This window comes from Gordonia humi (assembly GCF_014197435.1).
In the GTDB taxonomy this organism is placed as follows: domain Bacteria; phylum Actinomycetota; class Actinomycetes; order Mycobacteriales; family Mycobacteriaceae; genus Gordonia; species Gordonia humi.
The window spans coordinates 326,052-345,145 of record NZ_JACIFP010000001.1 but is presented as its reverse complement, the minus strand read 5'-3'; the positions used below and the strand labels follow the sequence as shown (position 1 = coordinate 345,145).

18 protein-coding genes and 1 tRNA gene are annotated in these 19,094 nt (G+C 68.3%); 7 read left to right on the top strand and 12 right to left on the bottom strand.

The window, feature by feature from the left end:
- Window positions 1–47 precede the first annotated feature (47 nt).
- Complete coding sequence (locus BKA16_RS01555; RefSeq protein ID WP_183368915.1) at window positions 48–635, bottom strand: TetR/AcrR family transcriptional regulator; 588 nt, start codon at window positions 633–635, stop codon at window positions 48–50.
- 103 nt (window positions 636–738) lie between these two features.
- On the opposite strand from BKA16_RS01555, the gene BKA16_RS01550 reads away from it, so the two are divergent.
- The gene (locus tag BKA16_RS01550) at window positions 739–2,280 is read left to right on the top strand and encodes an MFS transporter (RefSeq protein ID WP_183368914.1); all 1,542 of its coding nucleotides are present in this window, start codon (window positions 739–741) and stop codon (window positions 2,278–2,280) included.
- A gap of 93 nt (window positions 2,281–2,373) precedes the next feature.
- On the opposite strand, the gene BKA16_RS01545 is transcribed toward BKA16_RS01550, so the two are convergent.
- Window positions 2,374–2,447: transfer RNA gene (locus BKA16_RS01545), tRNA-Gly, on the bottom strand.
- A gap of 103 nt (window positions 2,448–2,550) precedes the next feature.
- Here BKA16_RS01545 and BKA16_RS01540 point away from each other — a divergent pair.
- A complete protein-coding gene (locus BKA16_RS01540; RefSeq protein WP_343067237.1) occupies window positions 2,551–3,912 on the top strand; it encodes a cryptochrome/photolyase family protein in 1,362 nt (453 codons plus the stop codon).
- A 3-nt stretch (window positions 3,913–3,915) separates the two neighbouring features.
- Here BKA16_RS01540 and BKA16_RS01535 read toward each other — a convergent pair whose 3' ends face one another.
- Entirely contained in the window at window positions 3,916–4,500 is a 585-nt protein-coding gene (locus tag BKA16_RS01535; protein WP_183368912.1) for a lipocalin family protein, read from the bottom strand.
- Between the two features lie 173 nt (window positions 4,501–4,673).
- Between BKA16_RS01535 and dcd the strand changes: the two genes are divergently transcribed.
- Together dcd and BKA16_RS01525 are read left to right on the top strand one after the other, a co-directional pair.
- Window positions 4,674–5,240, top strand: coding sequence for a dCTP deaminase (dcd, locus tag BKA16_RS01530; protein WP_183368911.1), 567 nt, complete (start codon window positions 4,674–4,676; stop codon window positions 5,238–5,240).
- A 3-nt stretch (window positions 5,241–5,243) separates the two neighbouring features.
- Window positions 5,244–6,431 (top strand): hypothetical protein, encoded by a 1,188-nt coding sequence (locus tag BKA16_RS01525; protein ID WP_183368910.1) that lies wholly within the window; start codon window positions 5,244–5,246, stop codon window positions 6,429–6,431.
- A gap of 11 nt (window positions 6,432–6,442) precedes the next feature.
- Here the strand turns inward: BKA16_RS01525 and BKA16_RS01520 are convergent, their stop codons facing one another.
- The 5 genes from BKA16_RS01520 to BKA16_RS01500 all read right to left on the bottom strand — a co-directional run bounded on the left by BKA16_RS01520 (window position 6,443) and on the right by BKA16_RS01500 (window position 12,420).
- A complete protein-coding gene (locus BKA16_RS01520) occupies window positions 6,443–7,204 on the bottom strand; it encodes a MerR family transcriptional regulator (RefSeq protein ID WP_183368909.1) in 762 nt (253 codons plus the stop codon).
- A gap of 67 nt (window positions 7,205–7,271) precedes the next feature.
- The gene (locus BKA16_RS01515) at window positions 7,272–8,393 is read right to left on the bottom strand and encodes a 2Fe-2S iron-sulfur cluster-binding protein (protein ID WP_183368908.1); all 1,122 of its coding nucleotides are present in this window, start codon (window positions 8,391–8,393) and stop codon (window positions 7,272–7,274) included.
- A 5-nt stretch (window positions 8,394–8,398) separates the two neighbouring features.
- Window positions 8,399–9,313, bottom strand: a complete 915-nt coding sequence (locus BKA16_RS01510) for a metal-dependent hydrolase (RefSeq protein WP_183368907.1) — start codon at window positions 9,311–9,313, stop codon at window positions 8,399–8,401.
- 8 nt (window positions 9,314–9,321) lie between these two features.
- Window positions 9,322–11,088, bottom strand: a complete 1,767-nt coding sequence (locus BKA16_RS01505; RefSeq protein ID WP_183368906.1) for an SDR family oxidoreductase — start codon at window positions 11,086–11,088, stop codon at window positions 9,322–9,324.
- Between the two features lie 78 nt (window positions 11,089–11,166).
- Complete coding sequence (locus BKA16_RS01500) at window positions 11,167–12,420, bottom strand: pyridoxal phosphate-dependent aminotransferase (RefSeq protein ID WP_183368905.1); 1,254 nt, start codon at window positions 12,418–12,420, stop codon at window positions 11,167–11,169.
- A gap of 61 nt (window positions 12,421–12,481) precedes the next feature.
- Here BKA16_RS01500 and BKA16_RS01495 point away from each other — a divergent pair, with 61 nt between their 5' ends.
- The gene (locus tag BKA16_RS01495; protein ID WP_183368904.1) at window positions 12,482–13,348 is read left to right on the top strand and encodes an exodeoxyribonuclease III; all 867 of its coding nucleotides are present in this window, start codon (window positions 12,482–12,484) and stop codon (window positions 13,346–13,348) included.
- Window positions 13,349–13,405: 57 nt separating this feature from the next.
- Here BKA16_RS01495 and BKA16_RS01490 read toward each other — a convergent pair whose 3' ends face one another.
- Both BKA16_RS01490 and BKA16_RS01485 read right to left on the bottom strand, forming a co-directional pair.
- The gene (locus tag BKA16_RS01490; RefSeq protein ID WP_183368903.1) at window positions 13,406–14,062 is read right to left on the bottom strand and encodes an NAD(P)H-binding protein; all 657 of its coding nucleotides are present in this window, start codon (window positions 14,060–14,062) and stop codon (window positions 13,406–13,408) included.
- 209 nt (window positions 14,063–14,271) lie between these two features.
- Entirely contained in the window at window positions 14,272–15,150 is an 879-nt protein-coding gene (locus tag BKA16_RS01485; RefSeq protein ID WP_183368902.1) for a LysR substrate-binding domain-containing protein, read from the bottom strand.
- 137 nt (window positions 15,151–15,287) lie between these two features.
- On the opposite strand from BKA16_RS01485, the gene BKA16_RS01480 reads away from it, so the two are divergent.
- Together BKA16_RS01480 and BKA16_RS01475 are read left to right on the top strand one after the other, a co-directional pair.
- Window positions 15,288–16,703, top strand: a complete 1,416-nt coding sequence (locus tag BKA16_RS01480) for a malate:quinone oxidoreductase (protein WP_183372822.1) — start codon at window positions 15,288–15,290, stop codon at window positions 16,701–16,703.
- Window positions 16,704–16,852: 149 nt separating this feature from the next.
- Complete coding sequence (locus BKA16_RS01475; RefSeq protein WP_183368901.1) at window positions 16,853–17,599, top strand: SDR family oxidoreductase; 747 nt, start codon at window positions 16,853–16,855, stop codon at window positions 17,597–17,599.
- Window positions 17,600–17,613: 14 nt separating this feature from the next.
- Here BKA16_RS01475 and BKA16_RS01470 read toward each other — a convergent pair whose 3' ends face one another.
- Entirely contained in the window at window positions 17,614–18,561 is a 948-nt protein-coding gene (locus tag BKA16_RS01470) for a DUF6545 domain-containing protein (RefSeq protein WP_183368900.1), read from the bottom strand.
- Window positions 18,558–19,094 (bottom strand): ImmA/IrrE family metallo-endopeptidase, encoded by a 537-nt coding sequence (locus BKA16_RS01465; protein WP_183368899.1) that lies wholly within the window; start codon window positions 19,092–19,094, stop codon window positions 18,558–18,560. Before BKA16_RS01465 ends, BKA16_RS01470 begins: the two co-directional genes overlap by 4 nt.

The window sequence follows — 19,094 nt, the reverse complement described above, 5'->3', positions numbered from 1 at the left end:
GGGCACTCGAAACGACCGCGGAGGTCGTTTCGAGTGCCCGAGTCGTTTCAGGCCGTCGGCGCGAGACCGCGGAGCGCCATCGCCATCACGTTGTCGTAGTTCTCGTCCAGCTCGATTCTCTTCGGGAATCCCGATGCGAGTTGGAGACTCACGGCGCCGTGTACGCACGACCACACCTGCATCGCGATCGATGCGGGGTCGCCGTCGACGATGATGCCGCCCACCTGACCGTACCGCACGATCTCGACGAGACCTTCGAACGCTCGATCGGCCACCTCGTCGTCCGGTTTGCAGAACCCGCCGAACATCAGCGAGTAGACCGTCGGATTGGCGAGCGCGAACGCGCGATATGCGACACCGGCGGCGGTCAGCCGTTCGGTCGGATCGCTGTCGGTGGCCGCCGTCATCTCGCCGAACTCACGGAAACCATCGGTGACCAGGGCGTCGAGCAGTCCGTCCTTGCCGTCGAAATGGTTGTAGACGCCCATCGGTGCGACACCCGCGGCCTTGGCGACGTCGCGCACGGTGAGCCCGTTCGGTCCCTTCTCCTCCAGGATCCGGCGGCCGGCCGTGATGAGCGACGACTTGATCTGGGCTGCGGGCGTACGACGCCCCGCGGTGTTGGCGGAGGACATGCCCGCACTCTACTAGAACCGTGTTCTATAAAACCCTTGACTCGGATGTAGAACGGTGTTCTTCTTATGTAGGACAAGGTTCTATACCGAATGGAGGGGCATCATGCGGAGTCGATGGTTCGCACTGGCCGCGCTGTGCGTCGCCGAACTGCTGGTGATGGTCGACAACACGATCGTCAACGTCGCACTGCCGACCATGAGTCGAGAACTCGACGCCGGAGTCTCCGGTCTGCAGTGGATCGTCGACGCGTACACGCTGGTCTTCGCCGGACTGCTTCTGGCGGGCGGTTACCTCGGTGACCGGTTCGGGCACCGTCGCATGCTGGTGACCGGCATCGTCGGATTCGGCGCGGTGTCGGTCGGTGCGGCGGTGTCCACGACGCTGGGGCAGCTGATCGCGGCGCGCGCGGGCCTCGGTGTGTTCGCCGCGATCGTCTTTCCGGCGACGCTGGCGCTGATCGTCGGCACCTTCCGCGATCCGAAGGAGCGCGCCGCCGCGGTCGGTGTCTGGGCGGCGACGTCGGGTGTCGCGATCGCGATCGGACCCGTGCTCGGTGGCTGGCTCCTCGATCACTTCTCATGGTCGTCGGTGTTCTGGGTGAACGTCCCGTTCGGTCTTCTCGCGCTGATCGCGGTGGTGCTGGCCGTGCCGGCCCCCGCGAGCGACGATGTTCCGGTTCCTCGATTCGACGTGCTCGGCGTACTGCTGTCGATCGTCGGTCTGGGACTCCTGACCTTCACCGTCATCGAGGGGCCGGATGCTGGATGGGCCTCGGCGAGAACACTTCTCGGCCTCCTCGGCGCCTTCGTCGTACTCGGCGTGTTCGTCGTCCATCAACGCCGCACCGCGCACCCGATCTTCGATGTGCGGCTGTTCGCCAACCGGCGGTTCGCGGCCGCGGCCGGGATGGTGGCCGTCGCGTTCTTCGCACTGTTCGGCTTCATCTTCCTGATCACCCAGTACTTCCAGGCCGTCATGGGATACACCCCGCTGCAGGCGGGCGTGCGGACGCTGCCCTTCGCGGCGGTGGTCGCCGTGCTCTCGCCGGTCGCCATGGCTGCCGCGCACCGGTTCGGTCCACGCGTGGTGGCCGTGTTCGGTGCCCTCGCGATGGCGGGCGGCTTCTCCCTCGTCGAACTGGTCGACGCGTCCTCCACCTATTTCGGTCTGGTCATCTGGTCGATGGTCCTGATGGCGGCGGGTCTCGCCTGCATCTCGGGCCCGTGCACACAGGTGATCATGGATGCTCTCACCCCGGAGCAGGCCGGTGCGGGCTCGGCCGTCAACGACACGACCCGGGAGATCGGCGGGACCCTCGGCGTCGCGGTCCTCGGATCGGTCCTCACCTCGGTCTACGTCGCGGGGGTGAGTGATCGGCTCACCGACCTCGGTGTGCCGGGCCCGGTGCGTGACGCGGCACAGCAGTCGGTGATGGCCGGCGTCGAGGTCTCCGCGGGAGCGCCCGCCGGGGCGGGTGAAGCGATCCGGCGGGTCGTGGCCGATGTCTTCCTCGACGGTCTCGCGCAGGCGACGCTCGTGGCCGTCGGCGTATCGCTGGTGTCGGCGGTGGTCGGAGCGTGGGCGCTGCGGCCGGTGGTCGAGGACGACGCCGAGGTCGGCGAGTACGCGGAGACGGCGGTGTGAGAGGTTCTCCGGGTGGGCTGCCCGGCTGGGCGTGATCCGAGCGAGCGAAGCGGCTCTGACCAGCGGATTTGCGGCTCTGACCAGCGGATTTAGTGGAGCCGATGACGGGAATCGAACCCGCACTCTCAGCTTGGGAAGCTGATGTTCTACCACTAAACTACATCGGCACTGCGCACCTCGATCGGTGCGATGATCACCTTAACAAACCCGTCGCCGGACCTCGACGTCGACGTGGCCTCGGGCACACATTCGAGTCCGTACCGTGGTGTGGTGACCACTTCGAGCCAGGGCCGTCCATCCATCGTCTGGTTCCGTCGTGACCTGCGTCTGGGCGACCTCCCGACGCTGTCGGCGGCAGCGGCGGAGTCGGATGTCGCGGCCGCGGTGTTCGTGCTCGACGATCGGTTGGCCGCGCGCGGACCTCGTCGGGACATGATGCTCGGCTGCTTGCGGGCGCTCGACGAGCAGTTGGGAGGGCGGCTGATCGTCGTACGCGGCGATCCGACCGTGCAGATCCCCGCACTCGCCCGGGAACTGGAGGCCGCGACGGTGCACGTGTCGGCGGACTTCACGCCCTACGGACGGAGTCGGGACCGACTGGTCGAGCAAGAGCTCGGCGACGTCCCGCTGATCCGGACCGGTTCGCCGTACGCCGTCGCACCGGGCCGGGTGGTCAAGGGCGACGGGACCGCGTACCGCGTGTTCCGACCGTTTCAACGGGCATGGCACGAACACGGGTGGCGGGCGCCGGCGCGGACGGACGCCGAGACCGTCGGCTGGCTGGATGCCGCGGTGCGGGCGCGCGTGGAGATCCCGCGACCGGACGCGGCACCGCTCATCGCGGCGGGCGAGACCGCCGCGCTCACCCGGTGGCACGAGTTCATCGCCGCCGACCTCGCCGACTACGCCGACGGGCGCGATCGACCCGATCTCGATCAGACCAGCCGCCTGTCGGCCTACCTCAAGTTCGGGTGCATCCATCCACGAACGCTCCTGTACGACCTGCGGACGCGGGCGGACGACGGCGCGGCGAAGTACCGCAGCGAACTGTGCTGGCGCGAGTTCTACGCCGACGTGCTGCATCAGCGACCGGAGACCGCCTACCGCAACCAGGACGCGAGATTCGACGCCATGCCCTACGACGACGGCCCGTCCGCCGACGACGCGTTCGACGCGTGGTGCCGCGGCCGGACCGGATATCCGATCGTCGACGCGGGAATGCGGCAGTTGACGGCGGAGGGATGGATGCACAACCGCGTTCGGATGATCGTCGCGTCGTTCCTCACCAAGGATCTGCACCTCCCCTGGTGGTGGGGCGCACGTCATTTCATGGACCGCCTCATCGACGGCGACCTCGCATCCAACCAGCACGGCTGGCAATGGGTCGCCGGATGCGGCACCGACGCCGCCCCGTACTTCCGCGTGTTCAACCCGACGGTCCAGGGCGAGAAGTTCGACCCCGACGGCGACTACGTCCGCCGGTGGGTGCCCGAACTGCGCGGTGTGGCCGGGCGCCGGGTGCATCGTCTGCCCGACGGTCCGCCGAGCGACTATCCGCAGCCGATCGTCGATCACGCGGTCGAGCGCCGGGAAGCGCTCGACCGCTATTCGGAGATCACCGCGAAGCGCTGAGGATCAGACGGTGCAGAGCGGGCGGATGTCGCGATATCCGCCGGTGACCGGCGATGTCACCATCAGGCACGGGTTGTAGCCCTTGCGCTCGACGACGTCCACGATGGTGCGCCACGTCGCGTGATCGACGCGACCCGACCGAGACAGGACGAAGCCCGACAGGCGTGAGGGATCGCCCACCAGCGCCCACGAGTAATCGGGTGCGATGTACGCGATCAGGTAGTTGCTCGGTCCGGACACCGATTCCTGGGTCGGCACCCCCGGGAACGACACGTGCAGCGCGGCCGGCCCGTTGACTCGCGCCCGTCCGACGATCGAGCGGTGCGCACCGGTCACCGACGTGCACGAGTTCTTCACCCGGACGGTGCGCGCGTCGATCGACGAGTACTCGGCTGTCGTGTCGCGTACGCAGTCGATGTTGAAAGGCGCCGGATTCGCCGCGAGCTGGTGCCAGACTCCGAGGTAGCGGTTCAGGTCGACCTGGGCGACCGGGCGCAGCGGTGCCGCGCGCACGGTGGACGGGACGATCAGCGCGGCGGACGCGGCGATGACGGTGAGGAAGAGTGTGACCAGGGTTCGACGGAACATGAACGCCTCCGACCTTTCTATTGACGGTGTCTGTGTGAGTGAGTTCGGCGCGGCTGAGCGATCGGATGGGTCGTGGCGGCTGCGGGTGCGAGGATTGTCGAGATCATCGGCTCTGCGAATCCGCGTGTCCGCTGATTCAGGGACACGCCCCCATCTGCAGTAACCTCATCAACGTGCTGTTATCTGACCGCGACATCCGCGCCGAGATCGATGGGGGACGGCTGGCGATCGAGCCGTTCGACCCGACGCTCGTCCAGCCGTCGAGCGTCGACGTCCGCCTCGACGGGCTCTTCCGCGTGTTCAACAACACCAAGTACACGCACATCGACCCGGCCAAGCGTCAGGACGAGCTGACGAGCCTCGTCGAACCGGCCGACGGTGAGCCGTTCGTCCTGCACCCGGGGGAGTTCGTCCTGGGCTCGACCCTCGAGGTGTGCAGTCTTCCCGACGACCTCGCGGGGCGACTCGAGGGCAAGTCGTCTCTGGGCCGACTCGGTCTGTTGACGCACTCCACCGCGGGATTCATCGACCCGGGCTTCTCCGGACACATCACGCTCGAACTGTCGAACGTGGCCAATCTGCCGATCACCCTGTGGCCCGGCATGAAGATCGGGCAGCTGTGCCTGTTCCGACTGTCGAGTCCGGCGCAGACGCCGTACGGCAGTGCCTCCGTCGGATCCAAATATCAGGGCCAACGCGGTCCGACGCCGTCGAAGGCGTATCTGAACTTCCAGAGCTGACTGATGGCCGATCAGTACGACGCTCCGCCCCGGCTCGCCGGATTCACGATCCCGGACGCCCCGACGGGCGTCGTACTGGCCGTCACCTTCGGGCAGACGGGCCTGTGGGCGGGCCACGTCGACGGTGCGAGGCGGGTCGTGGCATCGCTGTCGGAGCCCCGCATCGTGCCCGACGTCCTCGACGTGCGGATCGCGTCGGATCTGTGGGAGTCCGGTAAGGTCCCCGAAGCGTCCGACCCCGCCGTCTTCGACGAACTGACGGCCCTGGCGACGCGAGCCCGGACCACCATCGGCGACCGCGACAGCGCCCTCGTCGTGGGCCCCGGATCGCTCCGCTTCCTGTCGGTGACCCGCGCCGAGATCGTCGAAGCGACTGTCCCCGAAGTGAACCGCCTACACGGGATGATCGTAGAACTCGCGGGACAGTCGCCCGTCGACGCGATCCTGCTCGGCCCGGGCGCCGACGACTGGCCGGGCCTGTGGGAGGCACTCACCGAACGAGGCTTCACCGCGCTCCTGCCCGGCGACCCGTTCCCGGAGACTTTCGGCGGCGACGACGATGCGACGAACGAACTCGATCGCGTCGAGGACGAGCCCGTGCACCTGGCGTGGGGCGCCGAGCCGTCGGAGTCGGGTCCGGTCTCGTTCAGCGCCTCCGGCATCGATCCCGCCGACTATGGCCTGGACGAGTACGGGAACGTCCGGTTCGACGGCCCGGTGACCGACGCCGATCCGGAACCCGATACGGGCGCCGACGACGCGCAGGACGAGGAACGACGGGCCGCCGAGAGCAGCCGCCGATGGCGGATGACCGCCGTGGCGGCGGTCGTCGTCGTCTTCGGGCTCGGCGGTGTCGGGGTCGCGGTCGGTATGAACATCCACGAGCACGACGGTCCGAGCATCGACCAGATCGGCGACTCGTCGGCCACCGAACCGGAGACCACCGCCCCGAGCTCGGCGCCCGAGCACATCCCCAACTCCGCCGACCGCAGCGAGGTCGACGCGGCGCGCGGCTCGATGCTCAAGTACACGACACCGCCGCCCCCGCCTCCGCCGTCGACCCCGTCGAAGGACCGACCGAGCCGGACGACCGAACAGGCACCCGCACCCGGTCCGTCGCCGAAGCCCAGACCTCACCGGCGAACCATCCCGAATCCGATCCCCGGGCTGCCGCCGATCGTGCTGGGGTAGACGGTCGCAGGTCAGTCGCGCCGGTGCTTGCGCTCGCGGGCGATCGACAGATAGTCGTCGAGCTGCCGGGACAGCTCCCGGTCGAGCGCGCGATACAGGGTGTTGTGCGCGGCGACTCGACCGGTACGACGCAGTTCGCCGATGAACGACGACGCCCAGTCCGTCTCGGAGTCGCTCGCCGGAATCCACCCGTCGAAGCGGCCCTCCGTGATCGCGCTGCGGCCCGCCGAGATCAGCGTGTGCGCGGCACGGTCCATGTCGTCGTCGAGTCTGCGCTGCATGTCGAGCAGATACGGCAGCGGGACACCGATGCCGAGCAGCCGCACGTAGCCGTCGATGCTCTCGGTGTCGGTGATCGTGTACTCCAGGGGCGGACGTGCGTCGCCGACCGGTGCGATCAGTCCCGAACCCTCGAGGCGGGTCAGCAGCTCCGGATCGGACGTGCCCAGCATCTCGTGCAACGCCGCCGCCGAGACCGTCTCCGACGGCGTCCGCGACCACGGCTCGGACACCACTTCCCGGAGGCCGAGGACCTCGGCGAGATCCTCGCCCTGCTCCATCCGGTCGAAGAACTCCGCGATGTGCGTCATCGTGAAACCCTTGCCCAGCAGGTCGTCGATGACGCGGAGCCGAGACAGATGCTCGTCGTTGTAGACGGCGATGCGGCCACGCCTCTCGGGACGCGGAATGAGCCCGCGGTCCTGATAGCCGCGGACGTTCCGCGTCGTCGTGCCTGCCGCTTGAGCGAGGTCGTCGATCCGGTACTCCGTCATTCCCACGATTCTTCCAAACCCCGCGACCGGAGCGGAGAAGAGTCGCATGACACGCCCGGGCGGCGCCCTACGCGTCGATCGTCAACGACCCCGAATCGCATCGAGACACACACGGAAGGAAGTATCCCGCGTCGCGCTCGGGCTCGGTCAGGAGTCCGTCTCGGTGATCGGCGTCGCCGCTCGAGATCCGGACCCTGCACGTTCCGCAGAAACCCTGTTGACAGGAGTACGGGGCGGCCGGTCGCAGACGACGCAGCGCGGTCAGCGCCGACTCGTCGGCCGCGACCGTCTCCCGCTCACCGGTCGAGGCGAGCTCGATCGTGAACTCGGTGCCGTTCTCGATCGGCGGCGGGGAGAAGCGCTCGTAGTGCAGTTCCACGTCGGTGCGGCCGACGAGGTGCGTGCGCAGCGCTTCGAGCATCGATGTGGGACCGCAGCAGTACACGGCCAGACCGTGCTCGCCCGCATCGCCGACCAACTCGTCCATCGTCGGCAGACCGTGCTCGTCGTCGGTGCGGATCTGCACGCGGTCGCCGTAGCGGGCCAACTCTTCGCGAAACGGAATCGAATCGAGGGTGCGGCCGGTGTAGATCATCGACCAGTCGAGACCGAAGCGGTCGGCGATCGCGACCATCGGCAGGATCGGGGTGATCCCGATGCCGGCGGCGACGAATCGCAGGCGTCCGACGGGCGAGCCGTATCCGGGCATCGCGAGCGGGAAGGCGTTGCGCGGTCCCTTGATCCGGATCGGGTCGCCGACCGTCAGCTCGTCGTGGACCTCCACCGATCCGCCGCCGCCGTCGGGGATCCGTCGTACCGCGATGCGGTAGGTGGTGCGGTCTCCCGGGTCACCGCACAGCGAGTACTCGCGCATCCGGCCGGACGGCAGCAGGAGGTCGAGGTGGGCGCCGGCGTGCCACTCGGGGAGCACCGTACGGTCCGGGGCGGCGAACGTCAGCGCGATCACGTTCTCATCGTGGGCGACGACCTCGCGGCCGACCATCTCCAGTCGCTGGACGTCGTCGTTCTCGGCCAGGTCGCGCAGCGGTGCGAGGGGCGCCCAGAACGGGAACCAGGTGTTGCCGATGCCGGTGACGAAACGCATGAGCGGGTCGCGGCGCCACCGCCCGGTCAGATGGGGCGGTTCGACGACCAGATCGGTCTCGTGCGGGTGTCTGATGTGGTTCACCGTGGTCATCCCGCGCGCCGAGCACCCGGTGACGTCGCCAGATACGCGACGGCCTGGGCGGTGTCGCCGATCTCGGTCGGATGGAATCCGGGCTTGAAGTAGGTCGCCGTCGCCAGCACGATGCCGCCGAGCTTCGGAAACACGCCCCGTCGCGACTCCACGAAGTAGGCCTTGATGCACTTTCCGTATCGGGCCGGAACGCTCATCTGCGTGAACGTCGGATCCTGGCTGTTGATGAAACGGAATCCGCGGACCAGGAGGATCACCAGGAACGGCAGCGCCAGACTCATCGCGCGTCCGCGACGGAGCGGGCTGTCGCCGAAGTAGGCAGCGACGTCGTGGGCCACCGCTCGATGCTCCACCTCTTCGGCGCCGTGCCAGACGAACATGTCGGTCATGGCCGGGTCGGCGCCGTTCTCGGCCCACGTGCAGTTGAGGGCGAAGTCGCCGAGGAGAGCCGTGTAGTGCTCGATCGCCGCGATGAGCCACAATCGCTCGATCAGGTGCTTCTGCCGGGCCTGCGGTGTCTGTCCGTCGCGCGGACCCAGGACGCGACGGAAGATCCACTCCATCTGATCCAGGTACGGCTGCGGATCGATCCCGCGGTGGACGAGCCAGGTGTGGACGGCCTTGTCGTGCGTCTCGGCGTGCATCGCTTCCTGGCCGACGAAACCGCGCATGTCGGCGGCGAGCTTCTCGTCCTTGACCATCGGCAGGGCCTCGTTGAACGTCTCGACGAACCAGCGTTCACCCTCGGGGAGAAGCAGATTCAGGACGGTGATCATGTTCGACGACACGGGGCTGCCCGGGATCCAGTGCAGCGGGCTGTCGGACAGGTCGAACTCGACGTTCCGGGCGTGCAACTCCACCTCGCCGGGGTCGGTGTCCGGGTTGGAGTGGGTGACGTGTGCGTTGGTCATAGCGGTTCCTATCCGGTCAGTTTCGCCCGGGCCGCGATCCGCGACACCCAGGGGATGAATCGGTATACGCGGTACCCGAACTTGGCTTCGGGGGTCACCGGCACGACGGCCTTGTTGGAGACGACCGCGCGGACGATCTCACGCGCCACCTTGTCGGGCGTGTAGTTGCGCTTCTCGTAGAAGCCGCTCACCTTGCGCGCCATGGCTTCCTGGTCGTCGACGCCCGCGTACTCGGTGGCCGCGGTGATGTTGGTGTTGACGATGCCGGGGCAGATCGCGCTGACGCCGATCCGATGGTCGGCGAGCTCGGCCCGCAGGCTCTCGGAGAACATCAGGACGCCCGCCTTACTCGCCGAGTACAGGCCCAGCTCGCGTGACGGTGTGAATGCCGCCGCCGACGCCAGATTCACGATGTGGCCGCCGGCTCCGCGCGCCACCATCTGCTTGGCGAACGCCCGGCTGCCGCTGATCACGCCGCGCAGGTTGATGTCGATGAGACGGTCGATCTGTTCCTCGGTCGCGTCGAGTGCGCTGCCGCCCAGGCCGATTCCCGCATTGTTGACGACGATGTCGGGGACGCCGTGGCGGGCGCGCACCGTCTCGGCGAACTCGGTGACCGCCGAGGTCTTGGAGACGTCGAGCTCGTACACGTTGGTGAGCACGCCCTTCGCCTTGCATTCGGTTGCCGTCTCGTCGGCCGACGCGGTGTCGATGTCGGCGAGGACCACTTCGCAGCCGAGGGCGGCCAGCGCGTACGCCGTCTCGCGGCCGATGCCGCTGCCAGCGCCGGTGATGACGGCGAGCTTGCCCGTCAACGGCAGCGGGGCGCCCAGCTGCCGGGCACGGTCGATCGTGTTCGGTGCGCTCGACGTCCCGTTCTCGATCGCGTCGATGAACTCGATCGCGGTCGCCGCGAGGTAGGCGGGATTGGTGTAGGGCAGCCAGTGGCCGGTGGTCGAAGATTTGCGCCAGAGCTTGTCCGCATGCGTGTACGTGCGGCCGTAGATCGCCGGACGCAACGCGATGTCGCGGTCGTTGACCACTTCGAGGACCGGGACCGACGTCGGACGCGGGTTCGGTCGCGCGAGCTTGCCGCGGATGTTGGCGCGGTACAGCTTGAGACCGGAGATCATATCCTCGCGCAGGGTGGGCGCGAACGACACGTTCTCGCGCGGGGTGCCCTCGATCGCGTGCAGGAACTCGGTCCACAGCTTGTCCGAGCCGAGTGCGCGGAAGAAGGCGTCCGAGACGCCGGGGATCTGGAAGAAGCCGGTGTACGCGGACGATGCCACCTGCGACAGCGCACGACCGATGTTGCCGGGAGTCGGCGACGACAGCTGGGCGCGCGCCCACTCGGCGAGGAAGTCCAGGTTGGGGCCGGACACCGAGGTGAACGATGCGATGGCCGTCGACGCGCCCGGCGTGGTGACGGCCTCCCACGTCTGGACCGAGCCCCAGTCGTGGGCGACGACGTGCGCCGACCCGCCGTCGGTGACCGAATCGATCACCGCGAACAGGTCCTGAGCGAGGGCGTCGAGGCGATACGACGCGACGTCGTCCGGGCGGGTGCTCTCACCGAAGCCGCGGGTGTCGTACGCGAACACGCGGTAGTGCTCGGCGAGCTGCGGGGCCATGTTGTCCCACAGGTGGTGGGTGTCGGGCCAACCGTGTACGAGGACGATGGCGGGGCGATCCGACTCCGCCGCGTCCCCGTAGGAATAGGTCGCCAGTCGAATGTCGCCGACCGTGAGGTCGCTGCGGTGCCAGTCGGTCATATCGTCTCCGATCGTGCCATTGTTCATTGACACGGTACCACTGGTCACACCTAACCGCTAGCTTCAGCTAGCGGGTGCTCACTGGCGGTACGACGACAGGAAGTTGCCGATCCGATCGATCGCCTCAGAGAGGTCGCGGGCCCACGGCAGCGTCACGATCCGGAAGTGGCTCGTATCGTCGAGGTTGAAGCCCGATCCCTGCACGACGAGGATCTTCTCCTGCAACAGCAGGTCCTGAACGAACTTCTCGTCGTCCTGGATCTCATGGACCTCGGGGTCGAGCTTCGGGAACGCGTAGAGGGCGCCCATCGGCTTCACACAGCTGACGCCCGGGATCTCGTTCAGCTTCTCCCACGTCACATTGCGCTGCTCGAGGAGTCGGCCGCCGGGCTCGACGAGGGCGTCGATGCTCTGGTATCCGCCGAGCGCCACCTGGATGGCGTGCTGGGCGGGCACGTTGGCGCACAACCGAGTCGACGCGAGGATCCCCATTCCCTCGATGAAACCGCGGGCGTGGTCCTTCGGTCCGGTCATCACGACCCAGCCGGCGCGGTAGCCGCACACCCGGTAGGCCTTCGACAGTCCGTTGAAGGTGAACGTCAGCAGGTCGGGGGCCAGCGAGGCGACGTTGATGTGCTCGGCGTCGTCGTAGAGGATCTTGTCGTAGATCTCATCGGCCAGGATCAGCAGCGAGTGCCTGCGGGCCACCTCGACGAGGCGTTCGAGCACCTCGCGCGAGTACACCGCCCCGGTCGGGTTGTTCGGGTTGATCACCACGATGGCCTTGGTGCGACCGGTGATCTTCGATTCGATGTCCTCGATGCTCGGATTCCATCCGTTGTCCTCATCGCAGCGGTAGTGCACCGGCGTGCCGCCCGACAATGCGGTCATGGCCGTCCACAGCGGGTAGTCGGGCGACGGGATGAGGACTTCGTCGCCGTTGTTGAGCAGCGCCTGCATCGTCATGGTGATCAGCTCGGACACCCCGTTGCCGAGCAGGACGTCGTCGACGTCGAAGTACGGGAAGTCGGGGATCAACTCGTAGCGCGTCACGACGGCGCGACGTGCCGACAGGACGCCCGCCGACTCGGAGTAGCCCTGCGAGTAGGGGAGGGCGTGGATCATGTCGCGCAGGATCACGTCGGGCGCCTCGAACCCGAACAGTGCGGGATTGCCGATGTTCAGTTTGAGGATGCGGTGGCCCTCGGCCTCCAGGCGCGCCGCTTCGGCGTGCACCGGACCGCGGATCTCGTAGCACACGTTCTGCAGCTTCTCGGACTGCTCGAGAGTGCGCAGGTTCAGGTTCTGATGCGACACGTGGGGGCGACTCATGGGCTCATTCTGTCAGCCGCGGCTGGTCGATTCCTATGGCCCAGGGCATTCTGGATGCGTGATGAGTCCCTCGTTCACCGTCGCGTCGTTCAATGTCAACGGCATCCGTGCTGCTCGCAGACGGGGATTCGACGCCTGGCTCGCCGATCGATCGCCGGACGTCGTCGGTCTCCAGGAGTTGCGGTGCCCGGTGTCGGAGGTCGGCGAGTTCCCCGGCTACACCGCGTCGATCGATGTCGGATCGATCCCCGGGCGCAACGGGGTGGGGCTGCTGACGCGCAGCGAGCCCGCCGCCGTACGCTCGTGGGCGCTCACGCCGCCGAAGGCGCGCGGGCTCGGTGCGTACGCCTCGCACGGGAGGTATATCGAGGTCGATCTCGCCGACCGCCGGATGACCGTCGCCTGTCTGTATCTGCCGAAGGGCGGGCTGCCCGCGCGGCTGCAGCGGCCGGGCGGCATGCGGGAGGAGATGGACGGCGGCGCCAAATACGACCGCAAGATGAGGTTTCTCGCCGGATTCGCTCGCGAACTCGACCGGAACCGGTTGGCCGCTGCCCGCGCCGGACGTGAGTTCCTCCTGATCGGGGACTTGAACGTCGCGCACACTCCCTACGACGTCACCAATTGGCGACCGGCCCGAAAGATGGAGGGATTCCTGCCGGAGGAGCGCGACTGGTTCTCGTCGCTGCTGTCTCCGCGGCGGTTGATCGACGTGGTCCGAATGCTCCGCGGCGACGAACCGGGGCCGCTCACCTGGTGGAGCTGGGCGGGGCAGTCGTTCGCCAAGGACGTGGGCTGGCGGGTGGACCACCAGCTCGCCTCACCGGGACTCGCGCGTCGCGCCGAGGAGGTCTGGGTCGACAAGGAGTCGTCGGCGGAGGCGCGGCTGTCCGATCACGCACCGTTGATCGTGCGTTATCGGGAGTGACCATGAACGATTGCGCACGAGAAGGCCGGGGCGACCCCTCGTGCGCAATCGCCGCGACTACAGGGAGCTGAACGCGACCTCGATCGGCACGTTGCCGTCGGTGAACGGGATGTTCCGGCGCACCGAGGCGGGATTCGCCAGTGCTTCAGCGGCCACGAGCGCGACATTGGCGCGGGAGGTGCCCGGGACGTTCGCGGCGCGGATCGCCGCGGGGTCGATGGTGCCCGACGGCTCGTCGAGTGTCAGACGCCCCGGCATGAGGACGGTCCAGTCGAGGGCCGACTCGCGCAGCGCGACATCGGCTGCGGCCTTGGCCTCGGCGTACGCGAAGAACGAGTCGTCGCTCGGCACGCCGTGATCGGGGCCGGCACCCAGGTACGACACCATCACGTAGCGGTCGACACCCGCGTCGGCGGCCGCGGCCATGCTGCGGACCGCGGCGTCGCGGTCGACGGCGTAGGTCCTGGTCGGATCGCCGCCGCCGGCGCCCGCGCTCCAGACGATCGCGTCGAAACCGTCGGCGGCGGCGGCCAGTTCGTCGCGAGTAGCGGTCTCCACGTCGAGCACCAGCGGATTCGCACCGGTGGCGCGGACGGCGTCAGCCTGCTCCGGGTTGCGGATGACGGAGGTGACGGTGTCACCGCGCTCGACGAGCAGCGGGGCGAGCAGTAGGGCGATCTTGCCGTGCCCGCCGATGATCATGATGTCTGCCATGCGATTCACGGTACTGAAATCTGAGGATCGTCGCAGAGCTGAAGAACGTTACAGCCAGAATGTGCTGAGAGTCTCGGTGATCGCCCGGCACGGCGCCGGCCGCTGCATCCGATCCGCGGCGGTGTGTCGGATGCGGTGCGACCTGCACGAAGGAGGGGGTCGAATATCGGGTGCGTGCGGAATGCGGGGTCGGCGAGTCGATGAGCGACTCATTCGCGATCGATGAGGAAGTCCGACAGCCGCCGCGCCGCGGGCGTCAACCGTGACGTGGCCGAGGTCAGTCCGACGGAGCGGCGGTGCTCGCCCGCCAGCGCGATCTGGACGGTGCCCGCGGCCGGAGCATCCGTGAACGGCAGTAGTGCGACGCCCATGCCCAGGCCGACGAACTCTCGGATGGTGGAGAACTCGGTGACCTCCACACCGACGTTGGGCTCGAAACCCGCTGCGCCGCACCACTCCTGTGTGAGCATGCGCAGATTGTAGGCGGCCGGATTGGCGACGAAGCGCTCGTCTGCGAGGTCGGCGAGCGTGATGCGGCGGTCGCGGGCCAGTCGGTGATCGGCGGGGAGCGTCGCGCATATCTCCTGGTGCGTGACGACGGTGTGAGGCAGGCCGCGCGGCGGCGGGATCGTCAGAGCGAGATCGAGGTCGCCGCGCCGTAGATCGTCGCTCAGCTCGGCGCCGTGGGCCTGTTTCAGCTGTAGACGGATCCCCGGGTGGGCGCGGTTGAACTCGGCGAGCAGGCGAGGGATCCGGCCGTGGCCCATGGTGAGCGGAAAACCGAATCGCACGGTGCCGTGATCGGGGTCGGCGTCGCCGGTCACCTCGGCGACCGCGGCGTCGAGCTCGTTGAGCGGGCCGCGGGCCGACTCGGCCAGACGCAGCGCCGCCGGTGTCAGGCGGACGACGCGCCCGTCCCGGGCGATCAGCGGGATGCGCAGCGCCCGCTCCAGGGCGTGGATGCGTCTGCTCATCGACGACTGCGGAATTCCGAGGGCGTCGGCGGCTCCGGTCATGTAGCCGTCGTGATCGGCGAGGGCGGTCAGCGCGCGGAGCGCCGGTGCCAGCTCGACCATCCATTGATCCATATTCGGATTGTAGTGCCGATACTTCTCATTGGACGGATTGATCGCCGGGGGTCGATCGTAGAAGAGGCAACCGAGGAGAGGGAGTAGTCATGAGGGTCTCGACTTCGCTCGACCAGCGACAAGGGAAGCGGCAGGCGATGCACGATCTGCCGACGGAGACGGCCGATGTCGTGCTGATCGGCGGCGGCGTCATGTCGGCGACGCTGGGCTCGATGCTCGCGGTGGGTGATCCGAGTCTGCGGATCGTCGTGCTGGAGCGATTGGACGGCCTCGGCGCAGAGAGCAGCGGATCGTGGAACAACGCGGGCACCGGACACTCCGGGTTCTGCGAACTCAACTACATGCCCGACCCGACCGACGGGACCCGGCCTGCCGAGATCGCGGCGCAGTACCGCGAGAGTCTGGCCTGGTGGTCGTATCTCGGGAGGGAAGGGCTGATCGATCCGGCGGACTTCATCCACCGTGCACCGCATATGAACGTCGTGTTCGGCGTCGACGGCGTCGACTACCTGCGGACTCGTCACGCGACGCTGTCGGCCGAACCGCTCTTCGCCGGAATGGAGTTCACTGACGATCCGGCGACCGTCGGCCGGTGGGCGCCCCTCATGATGGACGGGCGCGATCCGGCCGAACCGATCGCGGCCACCAGGCAGCTCGCGGGTACCGACGTCGACTTCGGTGCGTTGACCCGAGACCTCCTGCGGATCGTCGCCGACACCGGCGGGCAGGTGCGCACCGGCCACGAAGTGCGCGACCTGACCCGCGGGCCCGACGGAGGCTGGACGGTCGGCGGCACCACGGCCGCCGGGGCGAGCTTCCGGATCGGTGCGCAGCGAGTGTTCGTCGGCGCGGGCGGGCACGCGCTGCACCTCCTGCAGAAGGCTCGGATCCCCGAGGTCCGCGGGTACGCCGTTCTGCCTGTCGGCGCCGCGTTCTTCCGGACCGACGCCGCCGAGGCGGTCGGACGGCATGGGGCGAAGGTCTACGGACAGGCCGAGATCGGTGCGCCGCCGATGTCGGTGCCGCACCTGGACCGGAGGTTCGTCGGGGGTCGGGAGCATCTCATGTTCGGCCCGTACGCGACGTTCTCGACCAAGCTGCTCAAGAAGGGGTCGTGGGCCGACTTCTTCAGAACTCTGCGCCCGCACAACCTGCACGTGATCGCCGCGGCGATGGCGGCGAATCTCGACCTGGTCCGCTACCTGGTGACACAGCTGGCGTCGCCGCGTCGACGGAAGTTCGCGGCACTGCAACGGTTCTGGCCGAATGCGCGCTTCGCCGACTGGGAACTCGTGGCGGGCGGCCAGCGCGCCCAACTCGTGAAGCCGCATCCGCGGCGCATCGGCGAACTCCAGCAGGGCACCGAGCTCGTGGTGGGCGCCGGTGGAACGATCGCAGGCCTGCTCGGCGCCTCCCCGGGCGCGTCGACCGCGGTGTCGATCATGGCCGATCTCGTGCGACGGACGTACCCGGCGGAGGCCGCGGCGCGCGTCGACGCGGCGTTCGCCGACGATGCGGGTGAGACGCTGTTCCCGTCCGAGCCGTGTGCGTGAGAAGGGTCCGCGACAGGCAGCTCCGCCGAGCCGTCGTCCGACTCCTCCGCAGCGTCGGCGACCCTTGACGCGGGTGCCCGGCGGACGATAGAAAGTAAGCAATCGCTTATTTCTGTGCCGGACGCCGGCATCACCGCAGGGAGAGTCGTATGACCGCACGTTTCGCCGGAAAGACCGCCATTGTCACGGGTGCGAGCAGGGGTATCGGCCTCGGCATCGCGCAGCGACTGGTGAACGACGGCGCCAAGGTCGTCATCACCGCGCGCAAGCAGGACGCGCTCGACGAGGCCGTCGCCGAACTGGGCGGCTCCGGGGTGGCGTTGGCCGTCGCCGGATCGGCCGACGACCCCGATCACCAGGACGAGGTCATCGCCACGACCATCGAGACCTTCGGCAGCGCCGACTACTTCGTCAACAACACTGGAATCAACCCGGTGTTCGGTCCGCTGATGGACCTCGACGCGGGCGCCGCACGCAAGATCCTCGACGTCAACGTCGTCTCCACCCTGCAGTGGACGCAGAAGGTGTACCGCGCGTGGATGAAGGAGAACGGCGGCGCGGTGGTCAACATCGCGTCCGTCGCGGGCATCCGGCCGGCTCCGGGAATCGCGTTCTACGGAGTGTCGAAGGCCGCCGTCATCGACATGACCGCGTCGCTCGCCGAGGAGCTCGGACCGGACATCCGGGTCAACGCGGTGGCCCCGGCAGTGGTCAAGACGCGTTTCGCGACCGCCCTCTACGAAGGTCGGGAAGAAGAGGTCGCGGCGGCGTACCCGCTCAAGCGCTTGGGCGTTCCCGACGACATCGGGTCGGTCGTGGCGTTCCTGCTCTCCGACGACGCGGGGTGGATGACCGGCCAGACCCTCCCGGTCGACGGAGGCGTGCTGCTGCACTGAGGGGCGGCCGAGGTCTATCCGGCGCGGTCGTACTCCAGGGCGATCAGCTGCACCCAGCGGCGATCCGACAGCTCGGGCGGTGTCGTCAGCTTGTCGGGATCGATCGGGACGACCTCGGACGAACGCAGCCACACGGCCACTTCGCGCGCCCGCGGGCGAGGTCCGTGCGTCTGTTCGTCGTCGAACCCCGCGGGGATCAGACCCGCACCCGCGTGCAGATAGAGGCCGTCGAGGATCTGCGAGACGCGGTCGGTCGCCGCGAGAACCGTGGTGGTCGACTGATAGTCGCCGGTGGCGATCTCCGGATGCGCGTCGACCAGGGCGCTCCACAGCGTGTGCATCCGTCGGAGGTCGCGTCGGGCGACGAACCACGAGGACAGCATCACCGACGAGCAGGCGAAGCTGATGACGATGATCGCCACCGCCCACCAGGCCCCGCCCGGATCGGTGCGGTGCAGGTCGGTCGCGACGATCACGATGACCACGGCGATGCCGATCAGGTAGTAGCCGATCGCCCGGCCGAGCGGATGCCAGGCGACGTACTGGACCCCGTTGAGCAGTGAGAGCACCCCGGTCACGACGATGAACACCGAACCGACGATCACCTCGCCGGTCATCGACATCGCGACCAGGTCGGCCACGGCGGCCAGGAGGATCACCGCGGTCGTCGCATGGAGTCCGCGGCGACCCATCCGGGGCAGCGATGCCGCGCCGATGAGGCTGGTGGCGGCGAAGACCACCACCCAGCATCCGACGAACGTCAGCATCGGGGTCTTCTCGCCCATCGGCGTGAGCACTTCCGAGACCGTCGGCGTGCGGACGGCCGCGGCCAGGGCCACCGTGATCGCCGCGACCGCGACGGAACTCCGTGCCAACGACGGCGGACGTACGGTGAGCCTGCCGATGCGGGAGCCGACCGCCGCCGCGCACACGACGGCGATGACCCAGGTCAACCAAGTCATCCGAGGGCCTCGTCGTATCGGAGCATGGGGCGGAGCGAGTGGCGACGATGCAGTTGCCGCAGGCGCTGGAGGAGACGGGCGGCGAACGCCTCGGCCTCCCACTCCTGCAGCTCGTGTTCCTCGGGAGTCAGTTGCGGTCCGGTGTCGTCCGGGTCGTCGGCCGCGGTGCCGAGCATGTAGGCGATCAGATCGTCCTCGACGGCGACGGTGGCGTCGTCGGCGGGCGCTCCGGTGTGACCGAAGACGATGTGCCCGAGTTCGTGGGCCAGGGTCCGGGCCTCACTGGGCAGCGACCGGGCGAGCACGATCTCGTCGTAGTCGTCGAAGCCGCGGCGCTGCCCCCACACCCCGGGCGCGAGGTCGTCGACGATCACCGTGATCGGGCGACGACGCGCGTCGCCCACCGCGCGAACGATGTCTTCGAGCGAGCCCGCCTGCTTCTGCGCGGCGACGTCGAGGACCGCGTCGACCGCCGCGTGGACACGACGATGCGATCGGCGGGCCCCTCGCGGGGCCTCGGCGGAGTTGGTCAT